The following is a 24900-nucleotide window of genomic DNA, read 5'->3' on the forward strand; positions in this document are numbered from 1 at the left end:
CGTTACTAAAAGAAGGGCGATCGTACGCCCCTCAGTGTTTAGATCATGTTTGCGTGGCGTAATACCTCAGCGACACTCTCAGGCACTTCAACCTCTTTTCCAAGTTGAATCTGATATGTGTAACCGTTAATACTCACTGTTTCACATGGCCACAATACATCCTTGCCAGCACTCTCCAGTGCTTCTAGCTTCTGTCGTGCCTCTGGGGGCAAGTATAGCTTCACCTTAACTTTGTCTTGCTTAGCAAGGATATCTCCGATTGTAAGTACTTCTTTATCCAAAGAAGTGTCAGATGCTATTGCCTTTGTCATTTTCTATTCCTCCTCAAATTAAAAGAGCAGACCACTTGGATCTGCTCCCTTTGATAAATTGATACTAGCCTGTCATACCATGCTCGATACGAACCATCGCTAACTGCTCGATGATCTTAGTAACAAATGCAGCTTTCCAACCACTTGTTGCACGTTGATTAAGTGGATCACTGGTTCCACCACTACCGTGTGGCTTGATGATATTTTTAACCGTTCCACTCGACTCAATATCTACCATTCCATAAGAGTCTTTACCGAAGATAAGTGTCGCTGCTACGTTAGCACCTGTCGCTCCTGCACCCGAAAACACTTTAGCTAGGGAGGTTTCAACAAAGCGAACACCATAAATCCGACCAATTTCACCATCAAATAGTTGTTCAGGCTTACCGTATTTTGTCGCTTCTTCCCATTTAGGGTCAGATTGGAGATCAAACGTTGTACCAGGCTCCACAATTGACATATAGTGGCGTCCATCAAATGTCTTAGCATTATTCCGCTTTAAGGTTCGAACCGCTTTTCGCACCTCTAAAACGGTTAGCACATCCGTTGAGGTTATCGTGTTACGAGCAGTCTTTCCATTGGCGTATTGCACTGTCGTACCAGCTGCAAGAACTTCTCTAGCTACAACATCTAACGTTTCTGCTGACTGCTCACCAAGTAGATCCGCTGTCTCATCCAACACTGGATCAATTGCTGTCATGTCCAGTAAATCAGATATTTCTACATAATCACCATATTGAGCTACTGTCGCTTCTGTTTCAGTAATAGTTAAATTTTTTCCCGCTGGTGTCACACCCTCTACTAAAGGAGTTGTTGCATGAGCGAGCGGCGAAAAACGTCTAAAGTTGATTGTTTTACCGCCATTCTTGGATATCGGACGTTTCTGCGCCCATTTAAGATGAAACAATGATGGTAGCAATCTTGCTAATAGTTTTTTATCGTAGTACGTCTGCATTGTTGGCGAAAGACTCGCCTGTGTGGTTACTTGAACTGGTGGCATTAATAATCACTCCTTAAAATGTTATGCGCTCGCCACGCTGAACACGTGCTGATATCGAAGCAATATCCGATAAGCTCATGTTGCTTGGGTCGATCGCTGTATTTGCTCCCTGATCTTTACCAGAGAGGACTTGCTTTTGATCTCGACTAGTAATGTTCGCAAGAACTTGTTGTTCAGTCTCTTGTCTAGCTGCCGCAATACGAGAGTCATAAGATACGAGCTTGTAAGCATCTTCAAGTGGTAATCGTCTTTCAGTCGCCATTGCCCAAACTGCATCTTCATGATCTTTGAAATCTGGATATTGTGCAGACAATCTTTCATAATCAGCTTTGATCTGACGTTCAATATCCGATTGTTGTAAACGTGCTAGCTCCTGCTTAGTCTGTGATAGCTCGTTTTTAACAGGTGCAAAGTGCTGATTGTACGTTTCGGGGTCTAAGCCTAACCGATAAGCTTCTTCTTCCGCTTTACGTTCCTTTGCTTGTCTATCCAGATCATCAAAGTAATCATCAACATTTGAAAATCCCTCGGCTTTTGCTAATTGCTCGAATCGCTCAGAACGTTGTTTGTGCGGCTGGTATTGCTGTTCGATCTTTTCACTCTCTTGTTTCAATCGAGAAGCGAATGAAGCCTGTTGCGATACATCAGGAGTGTTTTCTTCGGTAACTGATTCAGGGTCAATCCCTGTATCCGATGTTTCTACATCTGTCTCAACGCTTGACGTTTCCGAATCTCCTAAATCTGATGACGCACCAATATCCCCATCTGCATTTAGCAGGGGGCTTAACCATTTGAATGACATATGAAATCCTCCTCGGTGGTCGGCGCAACTCCACCATCAACGCCGTAGATTCTTGCCCCTGTTGCTCTACAAAGGGCAAGTTAGTTTCTTGATATTCCTGCGTTTGCCCAAAATACAGCTTGCTCCAAATTCGTTAGCGCAACCGATTGCTCACGACTCTTCGGAACCTCGGCATCAATCAAATAGGCAAGCTCTTTTGCTTTATCTTGGATAGCCTCATACTTTGCGAGTTGCCCCTCTTTTGGTGCGTGGTAACTAAAGTTATTTTCAATTGTTGGGTTCATAAAAATAGCCTCCTATTATTGTTTTAATAGCTGCATCAGCGTTTGCATGATCTGCTCATCTGGCATACCCTGCTCACGCATTAAATCAATTTCTTGCTGTAGTTGGGGTGGTGCTTGTGCATATATGTCATCAACTGTCGGCATTGGCTGTGGTGCTGCCGTTGCGTTCGTAGTTGGTTGTGGTGGTGGTGGTTGCCTTTCCATCTCTCTCAACCTTGCAACGATCCGTTCTTTGTTCGGCAAACCATCTGCCATGTCCACGTACTCAGATCCTAGTAATAACTGCTTGTTAAACAGATCATCAGCAAGCTGAGTAATATACGCCCTACTCATTGGAGTAGATGGTCCAGCGGAAACCTTAACGTCAAAATCAACGTCAGCGTATTTTGCACCTTGAAACTCAACAAACTCAGTTCCGCCCTCCTCACCCGTAATACGGATGTAGCGAGTCTCAGTGTAAAACTCCTTAACCAACTCGATCATCTGCTTGTACACCTCTTTAACTGAGCTATACAGGTTTCGTGCTATCCCCTTGATTGGAATGCTGCCCTGTTCCTGCAACATTTGAATAGCAGAAGCAGCTGTTACACCTGTTGGGGTATCACCCGTTAGCGCATCGTATACGCCGCCGATCTTCTCAATGTACCCAGTTAACATATCAGTCAACTTGTACACATCATTAGACATCCGTGGCGGTTCCATCCAGTACGCCGCTTTCCTAGGATCACCCACCGTATACCAAACCATCCCCGGTTTAGCTACCCACTTATCTTTATCAATGCCGGATTTTCGGTCAATCAATGCAATCGGGTTAGCTGTAAGCATTGCATTAGTTGTCGGCATCTCGATGAGCTTGTTAAGGAGCTTCTGATTATTGATGATATTCCGTGGCTCTCCGATCCCGATTATCGATTTGCGGCGGCGCTTGCTGACAAACGGTATGAATGGATAACGACCATGAGCATAAACGTCCTCAATCTTATCGAGGATCTTACCGCCAGCTGCATAGGAAACATTGAGCTTACCGTTTACTCTCGACCATCGGGCATACAGCATGACTCTGTCCTTTCCTTGCTCTACTCCTGGTCGATCATATATCTCCGTCTCAAAGCTTTGTACGCTGTCAGGTTCTACGACTACACCGTACTTTTCCTTCACCCACTGTACCGTCTTGGGGACGGCGTATATCACCCAACGGGCATCGTCTATATCGACGGCTTGTGGATCATAGTACATGTTAGCTGGATCGACCGATTCAACAACCACATCACCCTTCCATATGTTTTTCCTTGCAGCCGATCCGCCTGATAAGGAGTTATCCCAGTAGACGTAAAACCAAGCCACATCCAGCAACAATCCTGTCTGCACAACTTCATCCACTACGCTATCCATATCCACACGATCTGCAATTACATCAGTAACTTGTGTAAATAGCTTAGTAGCGTCCTCATCTCCAGCAGATGTAGGAAGGATGATTCCCGTAGGACGATTGTTTGTGAGCTGCGGTTTCTTTTGGTCAACGATATACGAAATGTAATTGACCACTGGGTCAGGACGCCAGCTCGCACGCTGCGATGACCACTGCTCTGCGATGTAATAATCGTCATATTCTTTCCAATCAGCATGATACTGTTTCATGGCTGACATCGACGAACGATACTCGTTGATAATTTGACTATATTCTTCATGCTCTTTTACAGTTTCTTTCGCCAAGCTCTCACCCCCTATAGATCATGCCAGTCATAGTCATCTGTATCGTTATCTCGTAATGCATAAGGCAAATGTTCTTGTTTAAGCTGCTTCGTGTGACTCATAGCATTCTGCTCTACTGGTCCACCAAGCACAATATCTGGACGACTCATGATGTAATACTTAAGATCATCCATCGCATGGTCGTTCTTCTTAATTGGCTTGTCTTCATCTGGCTTCCAACGATACGACTTGATCTCTCGTATCATCTGTACACAATTACGGAATATAAAAAGCTTCGGTTTTCCTCTCGGCCATACATCGACCTGTGGATTATCCCGAAGCTTTAGGTATTGCTTGACACGTTGTAAACCAGTCCATATGTCCTTTTCAACTCCTGTATCCGCTAAAACATCGTGCTCATAAAACAACTCCGTTACAGTCCTCTCTGCCGCTAGTGTGCGCTGATTAGCTGCACTATCTATCAGTGCGTCTAGCACACCATTACGCTTAGGCCATCCTAGACGATTTGCAATAGCATGAAGTTGTTCTGCATGCCACTCAACTGATTGTCCCGACTGGTAATGCTCCTCGATCACATATATGTTATTGTCGCCATCTACTGCATAGAAATGAGCTGATAACGGCGCATCTAGTCCCGGGTCAATACTGATATTGTCATACCAACTTCTCGGTACATCGAATGGGTCTATAACGTGAATGTCCTCAACAAACTCTTTGTACACAAGTCCCGACATAGCCACAAACTTACCGTACTGACGGGCTTCTCTCTCCTCGTCACTCATAGTTGATTCGAGTTGTGCTATGGCTTCTCTCGACAAGTGAGGATTGTCAGCCCATTGTATGAGCCAGTATTTAACCTCTTTATCCTGCGGCTCGTTCATATAGATCACATCGTACACCCATGTCAGACCTTGTAGCGGTGTCATCGTACCCCACATGTCGCCGACAGTATCGAGCACCCGCATTTTACATTCTGAGTACACATCTTCGGGTGGTTCCTCGTCAAACCATATCCAGTGTTGCGATGTTCCTTGAAACTTTGCTCGCCCTTGATCGCATGACTTAAAGCCGATCAATGAGCCATTTGTAAGCTGGATAAAGTCGATGATTCCCGTTTCCAAGCTGTCTTTCGTTCCTTTACGCATCTGAACATCGGCGATCATATTCTTAGGCAGCCACCGTAATACTTCACGCTGAGCAACATCACGTTGTACCTCATTAGTTAGCGATACAACCCATCCACGGTTAGGAGTCTTTATCTTCTTGTGTGGATGATTTCCAGTAGCGTACCAAACAGCCTCTGCACCGCCCGATACAGTCTTTCCTGTTCGGTTACCTCCAAATACCCAGCGGTTACGTAAAGTTGATCTATGAAAATCCTGTTGCTTTTGGTGAGGTCTGTAATAGCGAATACCCTCTTCTTTAAGCCTGCGTTCCAATTCTTGCCGATAAAGCGTTAATTGCTTGTAATGACTCCTTAATTCCATCGAGGATTTCATTGTCGTTCATCCTCTCTATATCAACATCTAGCCCCAACTTGCCGCTATGATCAATTTCTTGTTTATCTCGCCATGCAGTCGGTCGACGATTCTTTAACCAAAAGATTAAGGCTGTTGTGTTTGGTGCTGCATGTTTCGCAACCTTCTTAGTCACCTCTACGGGAATAACATTTTCCCCTGAAGCTAGATTTGTATATTCTGTTGTTACTTCTTCAAACTCATATCCTAATGCAGCTTTCAATAGTGCGTTTTCGACCATTACGTCGATAATTTCTTTCCCCTTTTTAAGGGCTTCTAAAAACTCTACGTGATCACGCTTGTAATTGTGAAAACTAGCTACCGAAATTCCTAAATTTTCGCATATCATTTCATCCGTTAAACCATCTCTCGCCCATGCCTCTATAAGCAGTAGCTTGGGCTTAACATGCGTATCATATTTTCCTACTGCCATCTTCTCACCCCTATGCTCCCGACTTCATACTTTCTATTTCTCTTTTCCATTCTTCCTCATCCGTTAACGCAACAGGTTCGCTATGGATCACTTGCGGTTCTGTCAACTCTTTGTACTCTTCTAAATTTCTACTCATTAACCGATCTAACATATCTCTACGTTCTTCCTCATTACTCCTAATTACATATATCAACACCATACAAATCGCTATTACAATTCCTAGTGCAGCCCATTCATTCATATCTTCATCTCCCAAAACAAAAAGGAAGCCGCTAGGCTCCCTCTCTGCATATATGTGATGCATCCTACTAACCGTTCGTGTTGAGCTTTCAGATACTATTCACCGTATTGAGGAAACGGCGTGGACGAAGACTGATCATCTATCGTTCGCCCATTCGCAAGTTCCCTATACTAAGATTATAACAGGTCAATGGTTGCATTTGTGTGCAAAAATGATGCATTTAATATGTTGACATGCGATATCGCACATGTTATATTATTAACAAGAGATGCGATAACGCACTTTACGAGAGGATGATACTGGATGAATACAAAAACAAAAAATGAGATTAAGAAAGAATTGCTTCGTTTGACACTATCAGCACAATGGGTAATTGTGCACATTGAAGAGCTTACTAATGAAGCATTGGAGTATCTAAATAACGGAAGTGCAAAAACGATAAATGATGCTGCTTTCAAGGCAATCGACGCTTGCTACTAAATAATCAAAAAAAAATGGTGATAGGGGAGATTAGGAATGGAATCGATTATTCTTTTCAAATGGACAAACTTACAGGCGGTAGACGCTTGGGACACTAAAAACGGTTTTGCACTTGAATACTGTGGTAATTATGGTTTTGTTGAATGTGATAACGGTAATGATTTTGAACTACCTACTGGCTATACACTTGCTGAATCGACTGGCGGTGAAATTATGATCTATGACGAAAACAACAAATGCTGTGACATCGAATACTCCAAAGGTAATCCAGTACTCTCTAGCACTACCCGTAAAATCATTATTAAAGGAGCAGCTGCATAATGGATCGTACTCAAAAATTCGGAAGACTGATAGCAATTGCCAACGTTCTTGGTAACAAAATCGGTGGCGAAAACAAAATCTCAGGAAAGCATCTAACTGACATGTCCAGAAAGCCCGCAAGAACGCTAGAAAGGATACATACCGAATTAATGGAACATGCTCATAAATTCGGAGCAGATGAACTTGCACTTTTAGATATGTTCGGTGAGATAATTGCTGACTTAGATGTTTCGGAATTTACGAACGAACCCCTAAGCAGATCTTACTTGCAGTCCTACTATTCCCAACAGCACATCCTCAACAATATTATGAGTGCGGAGGAAGCTGCTGAGATGTGGGGCTACACCAACCCAGGAACAGTTAAAAACATGTGTTCTGAGGGCAAAGTAATTGCCATAAAAAAGGGAAAGACTTGGATTATAGATAAAAATCATCCGAATCCTAAAACTAAAAATGACTAGACTCTCGTCCAGACCTAACTAAACAAAATAAACGTAAGACCTCACCTTATGGGAGGCAGTATAAAAGGAGAATAATAAAATGAAAAATGTTATAGACACATATTTTAAGTATGCCAACGGTGATTATACTGCGACTTATAAGTATAACCCTGTCAAGGTTGTGGGCACAGAAAAAATAGATCAAGTAATTTCTGTTCTATCTCGCATCAGAGAACTGTCACTACAAGAGTCACCATGCAAAGAACTTGCGCTCTTATGTGGAATAAGAGATATCAGTTTCGAAACTTTTCACTATGGTTTGGTGGAAAGCTACACAGGAATTGAGTACATCCAGATGGCAGATGGAACTATCTGGAAAGTAGAGGGGCATAAAGGCAAAGGATCAAATGATGGTTTTATATCATTTGACCTAATTGACATACAACAGATTCAAAAGGAGTTTATGCTATTTTTTGAGAGCATAAACTATAACCCTGAATGGATGGAAGAGATAAGAAAGATTGCTGAAGTTATAGACCAATGTTGGCTTGTTATTCCTAGGTGGTTTTGGGAGGATTTCAGCTCCAAAGCAAATAGGATGTTATTGTTCAGTTTGCCACAGCGCATGAATAACAGAGAACTTTCCAGTTTCTACAACTGGAAAACAATAGAAGAACGTATTAAAAAAGGTGAGTTGGTAATGGGGGCAGAGATTTTTTCCAATCTCGAATACATGTCCTTAGACATGATACTCCTTGCCAAAAAAAGCATTTTTGAAAAGGAAAATGAGTTCATTCTCCAAACTCATGAAAAATCAGTTCTTGTCATAAAAGAAAACCCATCCAGTGGAACATCAAGTTTTTCCCCAGTCAAAATAGGGGGAGGAAGGCGAGATAACTCGAATACTTTTCATGGAGTTTGCAAGGAACCCCAGGATCAAAATAACAACATAAGCCCCAACGGAGGCTAGTCCGCTAGGGCTTATGTCTGAACTGAATCAGATGTTTCAATCAACGGGGGCGTATAGCCCCTGACAACAACAATTAAAATATATGCTACTTGGATTCACTTGTCAACAAAACAAAAAAAGCCCGCAGACCTTTAATGGTTTGCGGGCTTGTTGTTTATGCAGTCCACATATGATCAAAATTCGTTATCTCCATCTCATCGAGAGATATTGGTTGCATCGCTATTGCTAATTTCCTTATAGCCTCTTTATGCCACCGTCCTACAGTAGTCCGGTCCCTTTTACTGATGTCTGCAATCTCATTAAGGCTAAGTGTGTTTCGCTCGATGTACTTACGCATAATAACTGTCCTCTGATCGTCACTCAATACGTCATTTATTGCTCCATCTAGTATCGCCAGTATCCTTGTATACCTCGTCCCATCCCATAAGTCAGGGTTTAGTCTGCGCTCTGATATGACAACAGGTATTGTAAATCCACTATTAAGCTGACCCTTTGCATTGTTAGCAGCATACTTGTAGCATCTATAGTCCTTGAGTAGTTGTATTACTTTATCGTGGTTCATGCTGGATTCCCCCTAATGGTTGTTTTAGGTAATTCAAAGGGAACCCGCTTTTTATCGCATGGTTCCCCTTTTTGGTGGTGCTATGTTCTACTCAATTGCCTCTAAATCATCTAACAATTCCTTTGTTCTTTCACCGTTTTCATATCGTGATATCGTTTGTGCGATAGTGATTGCTCCAAATGTTCCCGTCGGTATATTTTGGTACTCTTTTAACATGAAATTTGCGTTATTTACTGCTGCTGTCCATCTTTCCTCTGTTAAAGGTGATTCCTTGTACACTGGTTCTCTTCCCTCAATCATTGCAATCATATATTCCGTTCCGTTGTACAAACCTCTCATGTACTCTTCTGATTCAGATGTTCCTGTTTGATCCTGATCTTCTACTAATCTACGCAAATTTTGCAATAATTCCTCATTTTGCTCTTGTGCGATTTTTTGAACTGCTAAGTTCAACAACTGCTCCCCGTTCATTTCTCCGTTATATACCTGTCCCATTATGCTGCACCTCTCATTACCGCTTGCTTTTCAAGTGTTACGACTCTCTCTACGAGCTTTTCAAATTCAGCTCGTCCAACTTTTTCCTCATCCACTTCTCTATCAGAGGACTCGGTTGATAATTGGGCATCCGTTTCCGGTAAGGGGGGAGCTTCTACATGATCAATAGTCTCTTGAACAAGTTTCTCCATTTCCTTTTGCGCCATCTCCGCACGAAATCGTGCTGCTTCATCGGCTGTTTCCTCTCGGTACTTACCGATATCAAGAATCGGGATATGTAACTCTTCTCCTGTTTCGGATAGGTTAGCTGTGAAGTATCGTCTGTCCTCTAAGCCACGTTCACTAATTTTCCAACGTTTGTTATAGATACCGGGCTTAGCTGCCTGAATTTTCCGAATTATCTCAGCAGCATCAATTTGGGGCGTATTTGTTGTTGGCTTTGTCTCAAATTGCTTTCTTAGCGATTCATTGTCTTTCGTTAAACGAGCAATTTCCTCATTTGCATGAAGCAATTCTTCACCTGCCGCATCTCTACGTGCTGTCATATCTGCTAATAGTTCGCTCAAATGAATTGACTCTTTCCGATGTACCTCTAGTTCCAATATTGCTGCTTTTTGTGCCGCTATCTCTGATTGATAACTTGCTTCAAGAACTGCTTGTGCTTCTGCCTTCTGTACATCTCTCGTCTTCAACCATAATGAAAGTAATTGCGCATGTTCTTCTGTTTGGCAAAAATCTGTCAATGATAATATTTCACCACCGATATTAATTGCTTCCAACTCGCTTGTTATTGCTTCAATCGCTGTTCCGGCTGCGCTCTCTATCTTCTCAAGTTCTTCTCGCTTGATTCTTAGCTGCTCCGTTACACTCAATAGTTCATTATTTATCTTGTACCATGTTGTTGTTTCGTTTGCCGTTTCTAGTCTTTGACCTAGATCTTCTTTCGTCGCTGTCAACGTTTCAATCTCAATTTGCAGCTGCTCTTTTTGTCTCATATTAACCCTCCGAATATCATTATTTTGTTATCGTTATTGTACCATTTTTCGGGCTATAAAACCAGTGAAAACCCTTGATATTACTGAGTTTTTTTCGATATTTCAGGTGGTTCACGAACCATTATATTTCCACCTCTTTCTCTATCGTTTTTTTACTAATGTAATTCAATATTCAGTGTTAATCGTTCCAACAAAGCAATTGTGGAACTGTATAAACGAACCCTTTAAGTAACTCCCCAAAGGTCACCTCGTCATAACCATGACCGTCCATCCTCTCAAATCTTCCACTTCGGTCAAACGGAACAACTGCTACATCAATCTCTTCGCTAGTTGCTAAAATCCCTTGTGACTCCAAATGAAATCTTACAGCCTGATTTTCTGTTTCAGCTAAGATGTAGTCCTCATTTACTTTGAAAATACTATAGGCGATTGTCATTTACTTCACTCTCCCATGTAACGTTTTATTCACTGGACAATCTCGCAAACTTTAAATCCATTTGCCTTGAGCTGATCTCTAATTTTTAAGAACGTGTTCCTGAACCAGCGAGAATAATTCAATCCATGATCCTCGTCTCGAAACTTTTCCAAATCTCGTAGTTTAAACTCTTCTTTACTTAATGCCAGCTTTACACAGTAGATGGCAGTCTTGCCTGTGGCTCTCCCATTTGGCGAATTTAACTCTCCAGTCAGAAGATAATGTTTTTGCCAATCATGTAACCTGAAGCCAAGTGACCGCTCTATACGAAGAAGATAAATATTTTGCAATAAGTTCATTTAATACCTCCATGTTCCTCAATATTCATTCAAGTTCATCACAAAATTTAACCGCATCTTCTTCGGCGTCAAAAACTTTAAGTATTTTAAACCCAGTATTTTTGGAACGTGCTATATGTCTATCCGGTCTCTTGCCATTAAGCGCAATAGCTATAAATACGTCACCATCTTCTCCACCATTTTGAATCACATAAAACATATGGTTTCCTCCTTATGTTAATTTGATATTCATTTTGTTACCTTGGATAATCCCCAAAAAGTCCATTAATTCTCTCTTGATACATCTTCTTAGGTGTGGTTATGCCGTTTTCCCAGTTTATTACCGCTCGTTGACTTGCCCCTAACTCATATGCCAAATCATGTTGTGTTAGTCCTCTATGCTTACGATTTGCCTTAATCCACATATCCCATGGGACATACATCTCTAAACCTCTCTATCGCCTCACACAGCGTTTGTAGATTAGTCCGCTGTATTTACCCTATTCGTCATCCAGAACGTCTATACAAGCCTCTCAGAATCCTTGTATTCGATTTTCCTATGCTCCTTCAACTTTCCTAGTACATAATCATTTGATATGACCGCTATGCCTTTCTTTTTCTGCCGTCTTAGAGTATCTTCTAGTTTCTCTAGTGGATTCATGCGACACACTCCTCTATTTCAATAGTGATTCCTGCTGTCTTCTTTCTCTCGCCTTCCGCTATCCGCAGTTCCTTCACAAAACGAAAGTTATCATCCTGCAATATGCCGCTCTTAACGAGTCCATCTTGTATAGCTTTTGCGCTGTATGCATATCCGTCCGGATCTCGCCGTCGTGCATCCTTGAAGTGGAATCGATAAGTCACGATGACCGGGACACTGACAGGCTGAAGCTTCTGCACCTTGACCTCGATCAGCACCAGTTGTTCCCACCGCTTTTTGTGCTGGGCTTGCTCAAAGTGGTGCATCCTGCGAATCTCGTTGAGTGTGGGAGGTATGCCAACTATTTTTAGCTGCTGCATTACATCCATCGCCTCCGCAACCGTTTTGCTGTTGGTGATTGTTCGGCTACCACTTTGACGTTGTAGTTGCCAAGCACCGTCAAACTTCTGCGGTAATTTCTTGCTTCACCCTTACGCATAGAGCCGCTTAGATATCCTTCGTTGGCTGTTACACAATGGGTCATGTTTCTTCCCCCTTTAGGAGATGAGGGTGTTCGTGGATGTTGCCGACAATCTCAAAATAGTCACTATCCCACATTTCTCCATAACTCTGAATAAAAGAAGACCACTCTCGATCATCTTCATGAACCAAATCAGGATATAGATGCCTAAACCCCCAACTTGCATTCTTCCACTCAATGACTACTAGTAATGACTCGATTGGCTTTAGTTCTTTCTGTACTTGTAATATTACAAATTCACAGATGTCGCCATCGTATATCTCCTTACCATTGCGATCCTTTAGTCCTGTGTATTGCATGACCTCATAACACTCTTTCCAATTGCTCGGTGCATGCCATTTTATAAAGTCGCCTTCATGTGGATCATGTTTCATACGTTTATTCCACTTATCCCACGCTCTAAACTTGATTTCCCTAGGCAATATCGTCACCTCCATATATGTTGTAGCTCCTATATGATTCTTTCTCTCGTTGTCTAACCTCTGGTGATTTTATGGATTGCTTCGGCCTTACAAATTCCACATGAATGATTTTTCTGTTATCTCCGCTTACACTTGGTTTGTTTGATTTCATGGTTATCATCCTTTCGGGATTGTTTTTGCGTATCCGCTACACTGCCTCATCCACTTCATCAATATATTGCCTTTGTCCCACTACCAATCTCTTTCCAAGCTCCTGTAACTGTGACCCTACCTTACATTCTCGATTGCAGAAACTATCTATTCGGGCGAATGCACTGCCGTGTAGCTTGTTCAGTTCTTCTTTCTTTGGACAGTTTCCACATTTGTTGTCCAACAGATTACCTATTTTCTTTAATGTTTGGCTGCGTGTACTCACGCTGCTACCTCCTTATTTATCTCAATCTTCCGACTATTCAGTTCCTGTAGGTCTACCGTCTAGTTTTCTAGCCAATATTCTCAATTCCTCAAGTTCTTCTGCTGTAACTGTCTGAGAAGGTGAGTCTGTCACAATTGGTATATTAGGCTTACCTCTACTTCTGCTGAAACTAGATACATTGTTTGGCGCTTGTCCAACTTCGGGTTTTGGAAATAAATGTTCTTTCTTTGTAACGCCTTCAGTGATAAGTCCTTTCAGCGTATTGATTGCATATCTGATCGATTCTTTTCCTGCACCTTTCTTTATTGCGGCTTCAATCACTTCGACATCCACAACTCCGATGTATGAGTAAATTTCCTCTAAATCGAATAAATTATATTTTCCTATTTTGCTTTGGTTTACTAGATTGTGAAGAAAAGTTTTAATAGATTCGAGATCAACAGGGGGGGGGCTATTCCCTTCCTTTACTTTATCTTCTTCTTCTTTTAAATTACCTTCCTTTAACTTCTTTTGGGCGTGATCGTTCAGTGAATCATCAGTGAATGTGCCGTGATCACTCACACCACTATCATTTAATGGCGCAGGAAGCTTGCTAGGCTGCGGTCTGTTAATGGTTTGATGCTTCTTAAAGTTATTAATGAGAATGAATTTTTGCGAACCAACTTCATATTTACGAATCATTTGTTTATGGTCCAGTTGATCAATCCATTTAGCCACGTCGTCCACCATAATGTCGTAGTCGTAAGGAAAAATATGTGACCTTATCAAAGCTGGGTGACCACTCAGTCTACCATCATCATCTGACTGAGAAATCAGTCCCATAAATAGCAATCTAGCTCTTGGTTCGATCTCTCCGACCTTCTCGTCCGTCCAAAAACTAGGATCTATCATTCTTTTTCTAGCCACAAGCTACACCGCCTTATTATCACGCTCAAGCTTCTCCAAAATGGCCTTCTCAATCCATTGGTGCTTAGATTTCAGAACCGATCTAAGTAATGTTTCGTTAATCTGATCGTGCACTATATCTCCAACTCGTAGCGGAAATGTTCTGCACGGTTCCTTTCTAATTCTCATTGCTACCACCTCGTATCAGTTTTGTAATTTCATTGTATCAACATAGTTACTATATTGCAATAAGGTAATGCCAATTTTGAGTATAAAAGTTCTCATATTGGCATCTAGTGGGTATACTGTCTATTAAAACGAATGAACGGTGAGATTATGATAAAGAGTAGACTTCATATATTGATGGGGGAGCGCAAGATTAAGAGTATCTTGCAGCTCCACAATGAAACGAATATTACTAGAAAGTCTCTATCAAACTTGTATAACGACAAATTCAAAGCTGTTGAAACTGAAACGATTAATCGTCTCTGCTCCTATTTTGGCTGTACAGTAGGCGAGCTGCTGGAGTTTGTGCCGGATGCTAAAAGTAACGAATAATTACTGTAACACTCATCACACAAAAGAGAATTACCGATCCTGCCCAAACCCATATTGCATACTTTAGGTATTTGAGGGACTTGTCCATCTCTGTACCTCCTTTACCATGGGCAGAATGTATCGTGCTTACCGCATTTTGGGCATCTAACCACCGCATACATTGTTACTCGTTCCCACTTATGGCAGCAGAATAGCCGTTTAAGCATCCACTTTGCTCCATCTATGTTCCTAAGTAGTTTCATAGCCTAGCTCCTTTAGGATGGTACGAGCTTTAGCGCCCTCATCTTCTAAAACTTCCGGTTTATCATAGTAGTAGTCGAGTTGGTTTTCTTCATCAAACGGCACTTTTTCTTGTTCATAAACCTTTAGTGTGGCATACCACTGTAACCCCTCTATCAATCTATCTCTCTCTTCCTCCAACTGTTTGCGGCTAGGTTTCATGGTCTCTTCAATAGCACCGATTACATCCTCAACCGTCACATTGGTTCCCATACGTAGATTAGTGTTTTCTTGCTGTAGGAGGTCTAGTTCAGTGAGGAGGTACAAAACATCGTCAGGATCTCCTGCCCATTTGGTTTCCTCAGCGTATGCTTTCCGTATATCTGCTATCTTCTGCTCTCTATCTGTCGACATGCTCTTCCTCCCTTTAATACTCTCCATGAGTATCGAAATGACATCTGCTACAGTATCCTGCCATTTCACCAACTGGATCGCTGTATGTGCATCCTGCGTGATAAACAATCCATTTATGATCGAACCATTTGCACCATAGACGCTTTAGTAGTTTCATAGCCCCAACACCGCCAATAAGGGGTGTATCTGCTCACGGGTGTATTGTGTCATACCCTAACTACCTCCTTCTGCTTGATTTGTCTTCGAAATGTGTATTAATTGTAATCAGGGTTAGAGAACTCTGTTTCGTAATCATCAATAACCAACTTTGCCTTATGAGTCCACATCTTGAAGATTGTTGCATCAAGTCCATACATTCCGCCCATAATCGTGCGATTATCATGCTTCTTGCCGCCTGTTTCAGCTCTCCAAACAGTGCCATCTTTTTCGAGTGAAATCATGTATTTGCAATAATGCCAGCTCTTATCTTCCTCTGGATCTAAATAAATGTAGGTGTTTCCGTATTTTTCTTCTACAATTACAGTAATTTCTGAAACTTCATCGTAACCTAATTCATTTAGTTCCAAATCATCCTTAACCATTTCTTTAATTAGCTCAGATAATTTGTATTCAACCTTGCTAGTTCCTAATAATTCTTGTACTTGTTCTTTGATAGTTTCCATGCCTTCCTTGTAAATTGATTGATTTATTTCTTCTTGAATCATATTTAGAATTACTTGGTTATAAGATGGAATGTCTAGTTTTTCGAGGTTAATCGCAAGATTGCTTTCAATTTCTTTCTTTAGCTGCTTACCAAAAACTGAATAACTACGTAACGCATCATGTACAACATCTTTAATTGTGTCCTCCAGTTGCTTCTTTACGATATTTTCCACGTACCCCTCAGACTTTAACGTTGACAATGTATCGTTAACAATTAAATTCAAGTCCATGTCCTTTTCCTCTTTTCAATTTTTTATTTGTTACTAGCCGTATCAGGTTTATGTGCTGTCATACCGTCATCTCCTTGAGCGTAAATGGCATCTTAAATCCTTTGGGAAGCACCCACAAGTGATACATGTTTGCTTCGTCAATCAACTCTGGCTCGGTCGGATATACCTCAATTGCAGTTCGGTCATATCCAAACAATTCGTCCTTTATTCTCTGTTTCTCCATCCAAGGTATGTCCGTTTCAGTCGCATTCCGCATGCAAACATGATCAACATTTCCCCACTCTGTTTTGATTTCACGAGACATAACACAATACTGTAATGATTCGTCTACCCATGCTTTGTTCAGTTCTCCGAACCACCCTGTCCCTTTTCTTAAACTTTTGGGAGACGGTTTTCCGATCCACTTCCTCATACCGTTCCCTCCAGTAGGTGAGGATGGTCCACGATCTCTACTGAAGATAAATTACCTGATTCATCCTTCCACATGCGGCAACGATCAAATGGTTGCCAGCAAGCTCTATCGTTGTCATATGTGACTTTTATAATGTAGTCCTTATCACAATAATGATCAGAGTAACCGCCTTGTATTTTAACTCTGACATATTGCCCTCCATAAATCTTGTTACCATTTTTGTCAGTCAATCCGATGTATTGCCCTACTGTATCGGGATCGACCGTGTACCAAAACTCTGTGCAAAAGTAATCGTCATCCCAATCAACTACACTTCCGACTATGCGATCATTGTCTATCAAACTACCATATACCCACTCATCGTCTACCGTTCGTTTGCCTCTATAGGGTCTCATTGATCTGTCTCCTCCTTCACTGAAAATTGGTCTTCCAGAAACGGGCACGTAGCCTCAATCCAGTAAATTAAATCATCTTGGTGAGATGTTAGAGGGTCATTGTAGCCGTCTCTTAGGGCTTGTACTAGAGCCTCATAGCTCGTTTTATAGTCTTCTATTGGCACTGGGGAAGCTAAACCATCCTTAAGATGCTTAATTACCTTTTCTATCACAAGAACGGTATCGTCGAATTCGTCCATACTCTCCCATTCTGCAATTGCTTCTGATATAGAACCTCTGTGTTTCCATAACGCTTTACATACTGCCTCGTATGCATCAACAGTAGGATAGATTGGTACGTTATAACGACCTGATTCTATCCGATAAATAACGCCAGCGATTGTAGACTGATGATTAGACCACCCTTTTTCGGCATATGCTACTTCCCATTCTTTTAAGTCTACTAACAAACGTTGCTTATCAAGACTCATCTTGGACCACCCTTTTCAATTCCAACTCTTTAACATAAGCCTCTTTCCAGCACTTTTCGCAGATGCAATCATGCACGATAAATTTAGGAAATGGGTGAATCCTGCCTTTGCTATAAGGTTCCCGTGTTTCCGTTCCACAGGATTGACACTTAACCCATACAATTTCGCTAGCTGAATAATTTGGATTGTATTCTACTTCAACTTCGAATTCCTTCTCACAAGAACCACATTCAAAATCAAATTTGTTATTTGAAGGATCTTGATGGGAATCACTAACATCATTCTCATACTCACAATAAGGGCAATCTACCAAATTAGACATCTTGGTTTACCTCCTCCTTGGGGGATAGCGCCATACGTGCAATTTGTCCTTTATCGATCATTGATGTAGGAGTGATTTCCATTGATCCAATAGTGGATACATAGTGATTTTCGTCTGCGTAGATGCGTAATGCTTTCCGCAGCTTCTCATTCTCCCTATCCTTGTCAGCAATAGTTCGTGAGAAATCTTTCAAGAGATCAAGTGCTTCATCAGCCGATTTATCCAATTCTTCGAATCTGCCCTTAAGAGATTGGTATTCGTCCTGCCAATAATTCACTTCTAGATGCAAATGACTGTTTGTCTCTTCCTTGTTGGCTATCTCCGTTTGGGCTTCTTCTAGCTCAGTTACGAGTGCTTGGAGCCATGTGGGAGAGTTGGCGATAAGGTGCGCATTTTCGTCCTTTATATAAACAAATTCACCAGTTACACCGTATGCATGATTTACGATCCCATCAGGTCCTTTTAATTGTGGGTGATCATATGCCGTACCAATTAGCGTTTCATTCTCATTTTGCTTACGGTAAACTTTCCACGGTCCCGCAGTTGCCTTCCCTAACGCCTCTTTTACTTGTCCTAACACTTGCTGGATATCCCCGTTCATATCGTTACCTCCTAATTGATTATGCGGCCATCGCTTCGCTAGGTGATTCAGTCGATTTGAGGGCCTTCGGCCTAGTAGTTACTTTTATTCCTCTATCAATTCTTTAGAATAGTCATACTGTTCCTGAGTAATCTCGATGTTTACAGGTTCATACGCTTCACATACACCTTCAAAATCCATCGATATAAATGCCGATTTTCCGTATCGCTCTGTTAACAGGCGTTTATATTCAGCGTGAAATTCCTTATGTTCTTTAAAATCCTCAATTGTCGGAATTGCTAAATCTTTACGTACAATCATGTAAGCGTTTTGGATGTCCTTCATGGTTACATCTAAATTCTCATCGTCCCAATCACCAACATCCATGTTTGCAGCTAAGTACCTCTCTGCATTCGTTTTATTTCTCATTACCATTACTGGGATTTTATCCATTATGCCGATTCCTCCAATAGTTTATTTCTGAACTCTATCAACCAATTGCGACCTTCCTTGCATCCATCAGCCCATAGGTGACACTCATTGCAAAGGTGAACGAGTTCTTTTACTGTTGTGCGATTCTCAACCTTCCATCTCCGTACGCTGTGAGCTGCTTCCCTAGCAAGGTGACTCTTGCATCTCTCGCATATGCCACCTGAACGCTCTCTTAGCTCTCTTCGTACCTTTACCGATATATCTCCCCGTTGCTTTGCAGTTGGCTTGTTACGTCTATGCTGGGGCTTTGGGACGCTTCTAGCGGGTTGGTTTGCTAGATTCATAGTGTCATCTCCCCATTGTTAATTCGAGAAAATGAATAAGTCCGCTTACTTTCTTAGTTTGACGACAATAACGACACTTTTCGCAACGCTTAGCTTCTTCAATACCTTCTTTAACTGAAATGATTCTGGGTAGCTTTTCACTTACCATCAATAATTCATAGTTGAGAGATTCCTCATCAAAACAAATGACTGCTTTATCAGGTGTTTCTTCTTTACTTACAGCTACTATTAAAGGTTCAAGCATTGATATACGACTGCTCTCGATCCTTTCTAACTCTGTATAAACTGCCATTTGAAGCACATAACCAAAGTTTTCAACGAAAGATACCCACTTACCATTTTTCCAGTACCGTTCATGCAAACCTTTCACAGTCTTAAGATCAACAATTCTACCTTCATTGGGGTTATAGACGTCTAATTTAGCCTTCCACAACACTCCTAATAGCTCCGCTGTTACAATTACCTCTTTGTCTCCCTCAAGCATCTGACTGCAAACTGGATCGTCTAGAAGAGTCTTAACCATTCGGTCACCATGTTTATATTCCGTTTTCAGTTCACCTTTTGTTTTACCTTGAGATGAAATGATCTCCGGATGTTCTGCAATAAACTTATCTAGGGCATATTTCCCTTCAATTGAAGCTCCTACATATGAACCGATCAAGAAACAATCTATCTTGGGCTCTTCATATAATCCGTTTATCTTAGCAAGTGCTGAGGCTTCGCATTTATCAAAATCTTTGAACTGGCTGACACTCATATAATATTGATTTGCTTCTTTTGAATAATAATTTTCTTCCGTCAATCTCAAGCTGATTCACTCCGTTTCCCTTTGATCTTTGCAAGTAGATCATCAACTTGTATTTCTGAAAGATCATTAATACCGCAGTTGTAAAGTTCTTTTATTCGAGTTGATAACAAATTAATGTTGTATCCTGCACCGATCCATGCTGATTTTAGCTGCGCTATCGCATTAGAATTGATCTTACCTACAGTTCTTTCCATGCGCTGTTGGAATGCATCAACGTCCATCTGATCCGTGGCAATGTTGAATTGCTTTAGCATGAAAGTCTTCTCCCCGTAAGTAAGTGCCTTACCTACGCCCTTCTCACCAGCTATATCAACGCCTTGTGCATACCATGGGATTCTAATTAGTTCGTCAGGATTCTCTGCATTTACCCAGGTCATAATCAAATCTATCTCGGTAAAATAAGTAGTTGTTTTCTTAGGTTTGTCCTTATCCACTAATTCAATTGTTTCGCTTAACAAGTTATGACTAACTAATTCGGTAATCAGCAATAGTCCCATTTCGTCCAGTTTTGCACGTACCGCCGCTATAACTTGGCTGCTTGAGTTGTATTTGTATTGTTGTCCTGATGCATCCTTTTGCAGAAACGGAACAGCTTTACGCACCTCAATTAACTTTTCATATATATTCATTGCCCTATCAGCTCCTTGTGCTGTACAATGGGTTCATAACTTTTTTTCTTTACCTAATTGGAGCCGCTGCGATGGCTCCTTTTCTTTTTGCATTCTTAAGCAATACAAGAGCTATCTTTCGTCCACTCTTATGCCCCTTGAAGCGTTTGGCTAGCTGAAGATAATCCATCTACTTTCTCCCTCACATAAATCATGATTTCCTCAACCACTGTTTCGTACAAATGTTCATGATTCCATTCGCTATACCTCTCAACAAAATGCCTCCAATCCAGTTCATTACCCATCTCTTCCTCATGATCCACATATGTTCTGATCTGTGATCGCAAGGCTGATAGATACTCACCTTTCGTTGCATCCACTCGCACCCAAAATGGTGCACTATCGATTTCCATCACTTTTCACCCTCCAGCTCGTCCAACTCATACCATGTCGTATGTCGAACGCCGTTCCGCAATGACCACTGTATAGCGTACATCCCTTCATCCTCTTCCTTGATTCGTTGGAAGGGAAACGGTGATCCTTTGGGCTTTGCCATGTCTCCTACTTTCATATTCTTATTCCACCTCTCTGTGACCATGGATCACCTTTTATTGGGTTTCTGACTGGGTTTGTTCTATCGATTGGATGTACCTTCATCATAGGATTACCACCTCGCAGATTCCGTTAAGACATGGGTCACATAGATTCTGTTTGCCTTTGTAACGTGCAACTGCTTCTCTCTGACCGCATTCGCATGGGTTGAATAGATCAATCGGGCGGCGGTACGGGATGCGGTTATTGTGGCGTTCTTGGGCTTGTATTGCAGTGTTATCCATGATTAGTCCTCCTTATCTGAAATTTTCGTATTCATAATTGGAAGTGTCCTCTTCATCAGGATCAAAGTGACCAAACTCGATTTTGGTACAAAGTTCTCGAATGAATAAGTCCTTTTCCGACGATGTATCTTTGCTCTGTGAGCAGATGTAATCCAGTAGTTTTTTACTGCTGATCATTTTCTCATCCTCCTTATGCTGTATCCCGTTTTGATGATCGATTGAGATTCACTCGAGCGATAAAGTTATTTAAGTTCTTCCATGCTTGTTCGCTCATTGGCTTTCCGTTTGTACCTATTGGTCTCATGGTGTAGCCTCCTTCTATTTCGAATGAAATATTCGTTCAAGGATACGTGCTTCAAAATTATCGAATTTGTACTCCAATCCGTGATTACTGAGGAAGAGTTGGACAATTCTTCTTTCCCTTGACTGTTCTTTCTGTAACCGCAGAATAATGTCTGTGTACTCTCTGCACGTTTTGGCCATATCAACAAAGGAGTTATGTGTAGATTGAAGGCCGCAAACAAGTGTTTCCGCTACCTCATTCGCAGTTACCTCTTCTCCACGCTGAACCCTTTCAAGAAGATCCGTGAGTTGAAAACTGTAAACTGAGTCAATGACATCTTTGTGCACCGTTTATCCCCCTTTATTGGACTAATCTAAGATTGCTCTTTCCTTTTTCTTTTGCCAGCAGACCTACTAATATATTGTTGAATTTGTCCAAGCAATCGATCCGAACCATTACGTCGATTCCGTTAACCTTTGACTTCAATGTGGATTCGGAGTACCATTTTCCCGTTTTCTTGTTGTATTCTTCTTGGATCTTGGCTCTTTCGTTCTCTACGCGCTGTCTAACATCTATACCGTGGGCACTCTTTAGTAGTTCGTAAACCTTGTTATAAACTTCGTTATGTCCCAACCTCGTCCATCTGGCGAACTCATTCACCGTGGAAATAACTTTTGTGTGATTAGGTGCTGCGGTCATATTTTCCGTTATTGTTTCGACAGCTTCCTTCACGTCATCCATGCCCTTTAACTTTTCCTCAAGTTGCTGTTGCTTGGCTTCATATGCGTTTTGACGTTGTTCTAAGCTAATCAACACTTGAAGCGTTGGGCTTAATCCGGAAAGATTGGGAGCGGCTTGTTTGAGTTGTTCTACTTTTTTGTAGTAGTCATCAACTAACTTCGTGTATGCGTCCCATGCTTGATCAGTGTTCAATGACTTGGCATGAAGGAATGCTCCCTTTTCTGTCCAGAGGTACAATGTGTGTGCCGTTTTTAAGGAAGCATGAATTTCATGCTCGTATACAAAGTCTTTTCTTTCATCTCCTGTTAGAACGATGTAATGAACGCCTTCTTGGTACCTAGATTTGTTGTAGTTGAAGTTGTAATTAATTCGTTTCAAATCTGTTCCAAATACCTCCGCCAGTTGAGCACTCGTCAAAACTCTTTGGTCGTTCTTTTCGATAACCTTCAATTGATTCATTTCCCTTCCACCTTTCAAATCTTTATTTATTGTCGTAAAATACTAGAAGTTAAGCTGTTTTCTCGTTTTCTGAGAACTTGCGAGCAAAAAAATAACTAGGTTCGATTCCAAGTCCCTTGCGGCAAATAACTTCGTATTCATCAATACTCATTTCAGTCTTACCATTAACCAAGCGATAGAATTTTTTTTGTTCGATAGCTGAACGTTCAGCTACCTTTTTTAGTAATATGCCATTGTCATCGATATGCGATCTAATACGTCTAAACATTTCCATTTGCTATCACCTCTTTTCTCATTTATTGAGAACCCTTGCATTAAATATATATCTCATTTAGTGAGAAGTCAATACATATTTTCATAATTTCAGAGAGTTTTTTTCTTAGTTTCTAAGTATGTGTTAAAATAATTCTTTAGGAGGTGGAAATATTGAGTGAGTTAGGCCATCGTTTAAGAAAAGCAAGAGAAGCTAAAAAATTATCGCAAACTGAAGTATTCAAGAGGATATTTGTTAATAATAAAACGTTATCAAGGTATGAGAACGGTGGGACAGAACCTGATATAGATACATTAAATAAACTATCTGAGTTATATGAAGTATCATTAGATTGGTTGTTAACTGGAAATGTAAAAGAGAGCGAATTCACGCTCCCTGAAAGTGTATATGATCATGTTATAAAAGAAGCAGAAGCAAAATACGGGGTTAACCTGAGGGACGATCCTGTTGTGAATGCAACGTTACGTGAGTTGATACTGGGGATCGCAAAGTCGAAGCAATAAAGTCTATAAGTCCAGTATTTGTATCGGCAATTTTTTTAGTATCGATCAGATATGTAGCCAAATCACATAACGTTTCATCCATAGATGCAACTCCCTTTTACTGTGTTTTCTACAGTCATGATAGCATATCATCCGATAAAAAGGAACGTATGTTCGTATTTTAGAAAGTAAAAACTGAAAAGGTGGCACGGACATGGATCCTAATCCCGTCCGCTGTCGAATTCCCGAATTGCTTTTAAAGATTGGTAAAGACCAGCAGTGGCTTGCTGGAGTTACCAAAAAGAGCAAAACTCAGATATCAGATTATTGCACTATGCGAAAGACAATGAATTTTAGAACAGCAGCACTAATATCTCATTTTCTCAAGTGCAAGATAGATGATATTTACGATTGGGACATTCAGCAGCAGGAGAAGTAGCAATGCTACTTCACGGGTTAGGTACTACTTTTGTTGTACTTTCGGTATAAATAAATAAAGCGATTACAACGACATTGTACGCCACAAATTGCTAACATTCAATGATACATTAGGCCTTGATTTGATAATATACAACATATCACTACTTGTCTGTCGAATTATGTCGCCGCTTTACTACGCTAAAATGGGGTTTAAGGTATTGACAAATGATATTTATACGTTTTTTCTAACTATTACATAAGTATCATCAATAAAAGTGACCTTTGTTCCTCCCTTTGCACGTTTTAAATCTTTTATTCTGCTCACGTTTACAACTTCAGAACGACCATATGACTCAAACCCGAACTTGGCATAAGCAGAGGATATGTCTTTTAAGGTACTTAAAGCTATAAATGATCCATATGAAGTGTGGTAAGCAGGAACTTCTACTGAATTGTGTTCCCAAAGATCAATGTAATTAACTTCATCTAAATCATAATTTACAAAATCTGTAATATCTCCTGTGCGATTATGCATCTTAACCCCTAATATCCTCAATGTGTCAGCTCCCTGATGTTGTTGCCTACCATGATAAGACATGGATATCAGTTGCGCATCCAACAAAATATTACAAGGTAAGTCGTACCAAATCCACTTAACCAAAGGGATTTTCTATTTACCCATATAGTCACT

48 protein-coding genes are annotated in these 24900 nt (G+C 41.0%); 7 read left to right on the forward strand and 41 right to left on the reverse strand.

Features of this window, described 5'->3' with window-relative positions; genetic code table 11:
• Window positions 1-38 precede the first annotated feature (38 nt).
• The 8 genes from MFF31_RS06375 to MFF31_RS06410 all read right to left on the reverse strand — a co-directional run bounded on the left by MFF31_RS06375 (window position 39) and on the right by MFF31_RS06410 (window position 6364).
• Window positions 39-311 (reverse strand): hypothetical protein, encoded by a 273-nt coding sequence (locus MFF31_RS06375; protein WP_238187229.1) that lies wholly within the window; start codon window positions 309-311, stop codon window positions 39-41.
• A gap of 64 nt (window positions 312-375) precedes the next feature.
• Entirely contained in the window at window positions 376-1311 is a 936-nt protein-coding gene (locus MFF31_RS06380; RefSeq protein ID WP_238187230.1) for a N4-gp56 family major capsid protein, read from the reverse strand.
• A gap of 13 nt (window positions 1312-1324) precedes the next feature.
• Entirely contained in the window at window positions 1325-2113 is a 789-nt protein-coding gene (locus tag MFF31_RS06385; protein ID WP_238187231.1) for a hypothetical protein, read from the reverse strand.
• Between the two features lie 80 nt (window positions 2114-2193).
• On the reverse strand, window positions 2194-2397 hold the full coding sequence (locus tag MFF31_RS06390; RefSeq protein WP_238187232.1) for an Acb2/Tad1 domain-containing protein: 204 nt from the start codon (window positions 2395-2397) through the stop codon (window positions 2194-2196).
• 15 nt (window positions 2398-2412) lie between these two features.
• Window positions 2413-4110 (reverse strand): portal protein, encoded by a 1698-nt coding sequence (locus MFF31_RS06395; protein ID WP_238187233.1) that lies wholly within the window; start codon window positions 4108-4110, stop codon window positions 2413-2415.
• 11 nt (window positions 4111-4121) lie between these two features.
• On the reverse strand, window positions 4122-5609 hold the full coding sequence (locus MFF31_RS06400) for a terminase large subunit domain-containing protein (protein ID WP_238187234.1): 1488 nt from the start codon (window positions 5607-5609) through the stop codon (window positions 4122-4124).
• Window positions 5533-6060 carry a transposase gene (locus tag MFF31_RS06405; protein WP_238187235.1) on the reverse strand — a complete coding sequence of 176 codons (528 nt, stop codon included), beginning with the start codon at window positions 6058-6060 and terminating at the stop codon, window positions 5533-5535. Before MFF31_RS06405 ends, MFF31_RS06400 begins: the two co-directional genes overlap by 77 nt.
• Window positions 6061-6070: 10 nt before the next feature.
• Window positions 6071-6364 (reverse strand): phage holin family protein, encoded by a 294-nt coding sequence (locus MFF31_RS06410; RefSeq protein ID WP_248565408.1) that lies wholly within the window; start codon window positions 6362-6364, stop codon window positions 6071-6073.
• A 240-nt stretch (window positions 6365-6604) separates the two neighbouring features.
• On the opposite strand from MFF31_RS06410, the gene MFF31_RS06415 reads away from it, so the two are divergent.
• From MFF31_RS06415 to MFF31_RS06430, 4 genes are all read left to right on the forward strand, one after another.
• The gene (locus tag MFF31_RS06415) at window positions 6605-6781 is read left to right on the forward strand and encodes a hypothetical protein (protein ID WP_238187237.1); all 177 of its coding nucleotides are present in this window, start codon (window positions 6605-6607) and stop codon (window positions 6779-6781) included.
• Window positions 6782-6817: 36 nt separating this feature from the next.
• Complete coding sequence (locus MFF31_RS06420; protein ID WP_238187238.1) at window positions 6818-7102, forward strand: hypothetical protein; 285 nt, start codon at window positions 6818-6820, stop codon at window positions 7100-7102.
• Entirely contained in the window at window positions 7102-7563 is a 462-nt protein-coding gene (locus tag MFF31_RS06425) for a helix-turn-helix domain-containing protein (protein ID WP_238187239.1), read from the forward strand. The genes MFF31_RS06420 and MFF31_RS06425 overlap by 1 nt, the downstream gene beginning before the upstream one ends.
• Before the next feature lie 79 nt (window positions 7564-7642).
• A complete protein-coding gene (locus tag MFF31_RS06430) occupies window positions 7643-8512 on the forward strand; it encodes a hypothetical protein (RefSeq protein WP_238187240.1) in 870 nt (289 codons plus the stop codon).
• 154 nt (window positions 8513-8666) lie between these two features.
• Here the strand turns inward: MFF31_RS06430 and MFF31_RS06435 are convergent, their stop codons facing one another.
• The 15 genes from MFF31_RS06435 to MFF31_RS06505 form a co-directional block, all read right to left on the reverse strand.
• The gene (locus MFF31_RS06435) at window positions 8667-9074 is read right to left on the reverse strand and encodes a sigma-70 RNA polymerase sigma factor region 4 domain-containing protein (protein ID WP_238187241.1); all 408 of its coding nucleotides are present in this window, start codon (window positions 9072-9074) and stop codon (window positions 8667-8669) included.
• An 87-nt stretch (window positions 9075-9161) separates the two neighbouring features.
• Window positions 9162-9569: a hypothetical protein gene (locus MFF31_RS06440; protein WP_238187242.1), complete on the reverse strand. Its 408-nt coding sequence runs from the start codon at window positions 9567-9569 to the stop codon at window positions 9162-9164.
• Window positions 9569-10564 (reverse strand): coiled-coil domain-containing protein, encoded by a 996-nt coding sequence (locus MFF31_RS06445; protein WP_238187243.1) that lies wholly within the window; start codon window positions 10562-10564, stop codon window positions 9569-9571. Before MFF31_RS06445 ends, MFF31_RS06440 begins: the two co-directional genes overlap by 1 nt.
• A 178-nt stretch (window positions 10565-10742) precedes the next feature.
• Window positions 10743-11000, reverse strand: coding sequence for a hypothetical protein (locus tag MFF31_RS06450; protein WP_238187244.1), 258 nt, complete (start codon window positions 10998-11000; stop codon window positions 10743-10745).
• Window positions 11001-11029: 29 nt separating this feature from the next.
• On the reverse strand, window positions 11030-11338 hold the full coding sequence (locus tag MFF31_RS06455; RefSeq protein ID WP_238187245.1) for a hypothetical protein: 309 nt from the start codon (window positions 11336-11338) through the stop codon (window positions 11030-11032).
• Between the two features lie 25 nt (window positions 11339-11363).
• Complete coding sequence (locus MFF31_RS06460) at window positions 11364-11537, reverse strand: hypothetical protein (protein ID WP_238187246.1); 174 nt, start codon at window positions 11535-11537, stop codon at window positions 11364-11366.
• 37 nt (window positions 11538-11574) lie between these two features.
• A complete protein-coding gene (locus MFF31_RS06465) occupies window positions 11575-11760 on the reverse strand; it encodes a helix-turn-helix domain-containing protein (RefSeq protein WP_238187247.1) in 186 nt (61 codons plus the stop codon).
• 77 nt (window positions 11761-11837) lie between these two features.
• Window positions 11838-11978 carry a hypothetical protein gene (locus tag MFF31_RS06470; RefSeq protein WP_238187248.1) on the reverse strand — a complete coding sequence of 47 codons (141 nt, stop codon included), beginning with the start codon at window positions 11976-11978 and terminating at the stop codon, window positions 11838-11840.
• On the reverse strand, window positions 11975-12283 hold the full coding sequence (locus MFF31_RS06475; protein ID WP_238187249.1) for a RusA family crossover junction endodeoxyribonuclease: 309 nt from the start codon (window positions 12281-12283) through the stop codon (window positions 11975-11977). Before MFF31_RS06475 ends, MFF31_RS06470 begins: the two co-directional genes overlap by 4 nt.
• Window positions 12284-12336: 53 nt before the next feature.
• Window positions 12337-12501 (reverse strand): hypothetical protein, encoded by a 165-nt coding sequence (locus MFF31_RS06480; protein WP_238187250.1) that lies wholly within the window; start codon window positions 12499-12501, stop codon window positions 12337-12339.
• Entirely contained in the window at window positions 12498-12920 is a 423-nt protein-coding gene (locus MFF31_RS06485) for a YopX family protein (protein ID WP_238187251.1), read from the reverse strand. The genes MFF31_RS06480 and MFF31_RS06485 overlap by 4 nt, the downstream gene beginning before the upstream one ends.
• Window positions 12913-13071: a hypothetical protein gene (locus MFF31_RS06490; RefSeq protein ID WP_238187252.1), complete on the reverse strand. Its 159-nt coding sequence runs from the start codon at window positions 13069-13071 to the stop codon at window positions 12913-12915. The genes MFF31_RS06485 and MFF31_RS06490 overlap by 8 nt, the downstream gene beginning before the upstream one ends.
• Window positions 13072-13107: 36 nt before the next feature.
• Entirely contained in the window at window positions 13108-13335 is a 228-nt protein-coding gene (locus MFF31_RS06495) for a zinc-finger domain-containing protein (protein WP_238187253.1), read from the reverse strand.
• Between the two features lie 33 nt (window positions 13336-13368).
• Entirely contained in the window at window positions 13369-14241 is an 873-nt protein-coding gene (locus MFF31_RS06500) for a hypothetical protein (protein WP_238187254.1), read from the reverse strand.
• Between the two features lie 3 nt (window positions 14242-14244).
• Entirely contained in the window at window positions 14245-14409 is a 165-nt protein-coding gene (locus MFF31_RS06505; protein WP_238187255.1) for a hypothetical protein, read from the reverse strand.
• 132 nt (window positions 14410-14541) lie between these two features.
• On the opposite strand from MFF31_RS06505, the gene MFF31_RS06510 reads away from it, so the two are divergent.
• The gene (locus tag MFF31_RS06510; protein WP_248565409.1) at window positions 14542-14778 is read left to right on the forward strand and encodes a helix-turn-helix domain-containing protein; all 237 of its coding nucleotides are present in this window, start codon (window positions 14542-14544) and stop codon (window positions 14776-14778) included.
• 228 nt (window positions 14779-15006) lie between these two features.
• On the opposite strand, the gene MFF31_RS06515 is transcribed toward MFF31_RS06510, so the two are convergent.
• The 17 genes from MFF31_RS06515 to MFF31_RS06595 form a co-directional block, all read right to left on the reverse strand.
• On the reverse strand, window positions 15007-15519 hold the full coding sequence (locus MFF31_RS06515; RefSeq protein ID WP_248565410.1) for a hypothetical protein: 513 nt from the start codon (window positions 15517-15519) through the stop codon (window positions 15007-15009).
• A 146-nt stretch (window positions 15520-15665) separates the two neighbouring features.
• On the reverse strand, window positions 15666-16343 hold the full coding sequence (locus tag MFF31_RS06520) for a hypothetical protein (protein ID WP_238187258.1): 678 nt from the start codon (window positions 16341-16343) through the stop codon (window positions 15666-15668).
• Window positions 16344-16401: 58 nt separating this feature from the next.
• On the reverse strand, window positions 16402-16755 hold the full coding sequence (locus MFF31_RS06525; protein WP_238187259.1) for a DUF7694 domain-containing protein: 354 nt from the start codon (window positions 16753-16755) through the stop codon (window positions 16402-16404).
• Window positions 16752-17150 carry a YopX family protein gene (locus MFF31_RS06530; protein ID WP_238187260.1) on the reverse strand — a complete coding sequence of 133 codons (399 nt, stop codon included), beginning with the start codon at window positions 17148-17150 and terminating at the stop codon, window positions 16752-16754. The genes MFF31_RS06525 and MFF31_RS06530 overlap by 4 nt, the downstream gene beginning before the upstream one ends.
• Complete coding sequence (locus MFF31_RS06535; protein WP_238187261.1) at window positions 17147-17620, reverse strand: hypothetical protein; 474 nt, start codon at window positions 17618-17620, stop codon at window positions 17147-17149. Before MFF31_RS06535 ends, MFF31_RS06530 begins: the two co-directional genes overlap by 4 nt.
• Window positions 17610-17942, reverse strand: coding sequence for a hypothetical protein (locus tag MFF31_RS06540; RefSeq protein ID WP_238187262.1), 333 nt, complete (start codon window positions 17940-17942; stop codon window positions 17610-17612). The genes MFF31_RS06535 and MFF31_RS06540 overlap by 11 nt, the downstream gene beginning before the upstream one ends.
• Entirely contained in the window at window positions 17935-18543 is a 609-nt protein-coding gene (locus MFF31_RS06545) for a hypothetical protein (RefSeq protein ID WP_238187263.1), read from the reverse strand. The genes MFF31_RS06540 and MFF31_RS06545 overlap by 8 nt, the downstream gene beginning before the upstream one ends.
• A gap of 84 nt (window positions 18544-18627) precedes the next feature.
• Entirely contained in the window at window positions 18628-18975 is a 348-nt protein-coding gene (locus MFF31_RS06550; RefSeq protein ID WP_238187264.1) for a hypothetical protein, read from the reverse strand.
• Window positions 18975-19298 carry a hypothetical protein gene (locus tag MFF31_RS06555; RefSeq protein WP_238187265.1) on the reverse strand — a complete coding sequence of 108 codons (324 nt, stop codon included), beginning with the start codon at window positions 19296-19298 and terminating at the stop codon, window positions 18975-18977. The genes MFF31_RS06550 and MFF31_RS06555 overlap by 1 nt, the downstream gene beginning before the upstream one ends.
• 4 nt (window positions 19299-19302) lie before the next feature.
• On the reverse strand, window positions 19303-20106 hold the full coding sequence (locus tag MFF31_RS06560) for a PD-(D/E)XK nuclease-like domain-containing protein (RefSeq protein WP_238187266.1): 804 nt from the start codon (window positions 20104-20106) through the stop codon (window positions 19303-19305).
• The gene (locus MFF31_RS06565; RefSeq protein ID WP_238187267.1) at window positions 20103-20735 is read right to left on the reverse strand and encodes an ERF family protein; all 633 of its coding nucleotides are present in this window, start codon (window positions 20733-20735) and stop codon (window positions 20103-20105) included. Before MFF31_RS06565 ends, MFF31_RS06560 begins: the two co-directional genes overlap by 4 nt.
• Before the next feature lie 128 nt (window positions 20736-20863).
• Window positions 20864-21130: a hypothetical protein gene (locus tag MFF31_RS06570; protein ID WP_238187268.1), complete on the reverse strand. Its 267-nt coding sequence runs from the start codon at window positions 21128-21130 to the stop codon at window positions 20864-20866.
• Window positions 21127-21285 (reverse strand): hypothetical protein, encoded by a 159-nt coding sequence (locus tag MFF31_RS06575; protein WP_238187269.1) that lies wholly within the window; start codon window positions 21283-21285, stop codon window positions 21127-21129. Before MFF31_RS06575 ends, MFF31_RS06570 begins: the two co-directional genes overlap by 4 nt.
• A gap of 277 nt (window positions 21286-21562) precedes the next feature.
• Window positions 21563-21727: a hypothetical protein gene (locus MFF31_RS06580; protein ID WP_238187270.1), complete on the reverse strand. Its 165-nt coding sequence runs from the start codon at window positions 21725-21727 to the stop codon at window positions 21563-21565.
• Between the two features lie 141 nt (window positions 21728-21868).
• Complete coding sequence (locus MFF31_RS06585) at window positions 21869-22180, reverse strand: hypothetical protein (RefSeq protein WP_238187271.1); 312 nt, start codon at window positions 22178-22180, stop codon at window positions 21869-21871.
• Window positions 22181-22193: 13 nt separating this feature from the next.
• Window positions 22194-23033, reverse strand: coding sequence for an ORF6N domain-containing protein (locus MFF31_RS06590; RefSeq protein WP_238187272.1), 840 nt, complete (start codon window positions 23031-23033; stop codon window positions 22194-22196).
• Between the two features lie 49 nt (window positions 23034-23082).
• Complete coding sequence (locus MFF31_RS06595) at window positions 23083-23307, reverse strand: helix-turn-helix domain-containing protein (protein WP_238187273.1); 225 nt, start codon at window positions 23305-23307, stop codon at window positions 23083-23085.
• Window positions 23308-23459: 152 nt separating this feature from the next.
• On the opposite strand from MFF31_RS06595, the gene MFF31_RS06600 reads away from it, so the two are divergent.
• Both MFF31_RS06600 and MFF31_RS06605 read left to right on the forward strand, forming a co-directional pair.
• Window positions 23460-23810 carry a helix-turn-helix domain-containing protein gene (locus MFF31_RS06600; protein ID WP_238187274.1) on the forward strand — a complete coding sequence of 117 codons (351 nt, stop codon included), beginning with the start codon at window positions 23460-23462 and terminating at the stop codon, window positions 23808-23810.
• A gap of 193 nt (window positions 23811-24003) precedes the next feature.
• Window positions 24004-24228, forward strand: coding sequence for a helix-turn-helix domain-containing protein (locus MFF31_RS06605; RefSeq protein WP_238187275.1), 225 nt, complete (start codon window positions 24004-24006; stop codon window positions 24226-24228).
• A gap of 213 nt (window positions 24229-24441) precedes the next feature.
• On the opposite strand, the gene MFF31_RS06610 is transcribed toward MFF31_RS06605, so the two are convergent.
• Window positions 24442-24831, reverse strand: a complete 390-nt coding sequence (locus tag MFF31_RS06610; protein WP_248565411.1) for a LytTR family transcriptional regulator DNA-binding domain-containing protein — start codon at window positions 24829-24831, stop codon at window positions 24442-24444.
• Window positions 24832-24900: the final 69 nt, after the last annotated feature.

The organism is Paenibacillus sp. L3-i20, assembly GCF_022180385.2.
In the GTDB taxonomy this organism is placed as follows: Bacteria; Bacillota; Bacilli; order Paenibacillales; family Paenibacillaceae; genus Pristimantibacillus.

Coding starts and splice junctions, on each gene's coding strand:
- MFF31_RS06375 (WP_238187229.1), bottom strand. CDS start 311: ATGACAAAGGCAATAGCATCTGACACTTCTTTGGATAAAGAAGTACTT.
- MFF31_RS06380 (WP_238187230.1), bottom strand. CDS start 1,311: ATGCCACCAGTTCAAGTAACCACACAGGCGAGTCTTTCGCCAACAATG.
- MFF31_RS06385 (WP_238187231.1), bottom strand. CDS start 2,113: ATGTCATTCAAATGGTTAAGCCCCCTGCTAAATGCAGATGGGGATATT.
- MFF31_RS06390 (WP_238187232.1), bottom strand. CDS start 2,397: ATGAACCCAACAATTGAAAATAACTTTAGTTACCACGCACCAAAAGAG.
- MFF31_RS06400 (WP_238187234.1), bottom strand. CDS start 5,609: ATGAAATCCTCGATGGAATTAAGGAGTCATTACAAGCAATTAACGCTT.
- MFF31_RS06405 (WP_238187235.1), bottom strand. CDS start 6,060: ATGGCAGTAGGAAAATATGATACGCATGTTAAGCCCAAGCTACTGCTT.
- MFF31_RS06410 (WP_248565408.1), bottom strand. CDS start 6,364: ATGCATCACATATATGCAGAGAGGGAGCCTAGCGGCTTCCTTTTTGTT.
- MFF31_RS06415 (WP_238187237.1), top strand. CDS start 6,605: ATGAATACAAAAACAAAAAATGAGATTAAGAAAGAATTGCTTCGTTTG.
- MFF31_RS06420 (WP_238187238.1), top strand. CDS start 6,818: ATGGAATCGATTATTCTTTTCAAATGGACAAACTTACAGGCGGTAGAC.
- MFF31_RS06425 (WP_238187239.1), top strand. CDS start 7,102: ATGGATCGTACTCAAAAATTCGGAAGACTGATAGCAATTGCCAACGTT.
- MFF31_RS06430 (WP_238187240.1), top strand. CDS start 7,643: ATGAAAAATGTTATAGACACATATTTTAAGTATGCCAACGGTGATTAT.
- MFF31_RS06435 (WP_238187241.1), bottom strand. CDS start 9,074: ATGAACCACGATAAAGTAATACAACTACTCAAGGACTATAGATGCTAC.
- MFF31_RS06440 (WP_238187242.1), bottom strand. CDS start 9,569: ATGGGACAGGTATATAACGGAGAAATGAACGGGGAGCAGTTGTTGAAC.
- MFF31_RS06445 (WP_238187243.1), bottom strand. CDS start 10,564: ATGAGACAAAAAGAGCAGCTGCAAATTGAGATTGAAACGTTGACAGCG.
- MFF31_RS06450 (WP_238187244.1), bottom strand. CDS start 11,000: ATGACAATCGCCTATAGTATTTTCAAAGTAAATGAGGACTACATCTTA.
- MFF31_RS06455 (WP_238187245.1), bottom strand. CDS start 11,338: ATGAACTTATTGCAAAATATTTATCTTCTTCGTATAGAGCGGTCACTT.
- MFF31_RS06460 (WP_238187246.1), bottom strand. CDS start 11,537: ATGTTTTATGTGATTCAAAATGGTGGAGAAGATGGTGACGTATTTATA.
- MFF31_RS06465 (WP_238187247.1), bottom strand. CDS start 11,760: ATGTATGTCCCATGGGATATGTGGATTAAGGCAAATCGTAAGCATAGA.
- MFF31_RS06470 (WP_238187248.1), bottom strand. CDS start 11,978: ATGAATCCACTAGAGAAACTAGAAGATACTCTAAGACGGCAGAAAAAG.
- MFF31_RS06475 (WP_238187249.1), bottom strand. CDS start 12,283: ATGCACCACTTTGAGCAAGCCCAGCACAAAAAGCGGTGGGAACAACTG.
- MFF31_RS06480 (WP_238187250.1), bottom strand. CDS start 12,501: ATGACCCATTGTGTAACAGCCAACGAAGGATATCTAAGCGGCTCTATG.
- MFF31_RS06490 (WP_238187252.1), bottom strand. CDS start 13,071: ATGAAATCAAACAAACCAAGTGTAAGCGGAGATAACAGAAAAATCATT.
- MFF31_RS06505 (WP_238187255.1), bottom strand. CDS start 14,409: ATGAGAATTAGAAAGGAACCGTGCAGAACATTTCCGCTACGAGTTGGA.
- MFF31_RS06510 (WP_248565409.1), top strand. CDS start 14,542: ATGAACGGTGAGATTATGATAAAGAGTAGACTTCATATATTGATGGGG.
- MFF31_RS06520 (WP_238187258.1), bottom strand. CDS start 16,343: ATGGACTTGAATTTAATTGTTAACGATACATTGTCAACGTTAAAGTCT.
- MFF31_RS06525 (WP_238187259.1), bottom strand. CDS start 16,755: ATGAGGAAGTGGATCGGAAAACCGTCTCCCAAAAGTTTAAGAAAAGGG.
- MFF31_RS06530 (WP_238187260.1), bottom strand. CDS start 17,150: ATGAGACCCTATAGAGGCAAACGAACGGTAGACGATGAGTGGGTATAT.
- MFF31_RS06535 (WP_238187261.1), bottom strand. CDS start 17,620: ATGAGTCTTGATAAGCAACGTTTGTTAGTAGACTTAAAAGAATGGGAA.
- MFF31_RS06540 (WP_238187262.1), bottom strand. CDS start 17,942: ATGTCTAATTTGGTAGATTGCCCTTATTGTGAGTATGAGAATGATGTT.
- MFF31_RS06545 (WP_238187263.1), bottom strand. CDS start 18,543: ATGAACGGGGATATCCAGCAAGTGTTAGGACAAGTAAAAGAGGCGTTA.
- MFF31_RS06550 (WP_238187264.1), bottom strand. CDS start 18,975: ATGGATAAAATCCCAGTAATGGTAATGAGAAATAAAACGAATGCAGAG.
- MFF31_RS06555 (WP_238187265.1), bottom strand. CDS start 19,298: ATGAATCTAGCAAACCAACCCGCTAGAAGCGTCCCAAAGCCCCAGCAT.
- MFF31_RS06565 (WP_238187267.1), bottom strand. CDS start 20,735: ATGAATATATATGAAAAGTTAATTGAGGTGCGTAAAGCTGTTCCGTTT.
- MFF31_RS06575 (WP_238187269.1), bottom strand. CDS start 21,285: ATGAAAGTAGGAGACATGGCAAAGCCCAAAGGATCACCGTTTCCCTTC.
- MFF31_RS06580 (WP_238187270.1), bottom strand. CDS start 21,727: ATGATCAGCAGTAAAAAACTACTGGATTACATCTGCTCACAGAGCAAA.
- MFF31_RS06590 (WP_238187272.1), bottom strand. CDS start 23,033: ATGAATCAATTGAAGGTTATCGAAAAGAACGACCAAAGAGTTTTGACG.
- MFF31_RS06595 (WP_238187273.1), bottom strand. CDS start 23,307: ATGGAAATGTTTAGACGTATTAGATCGCATATCGATGACAATGGCATA.
- MFF31_RS06605 (WP_238187275.1), top strand. CDS start 24,004: ATGGATCCTAATCCCGTCCGCTGTCGAATTCCCGAATTGCTTTTAAAG.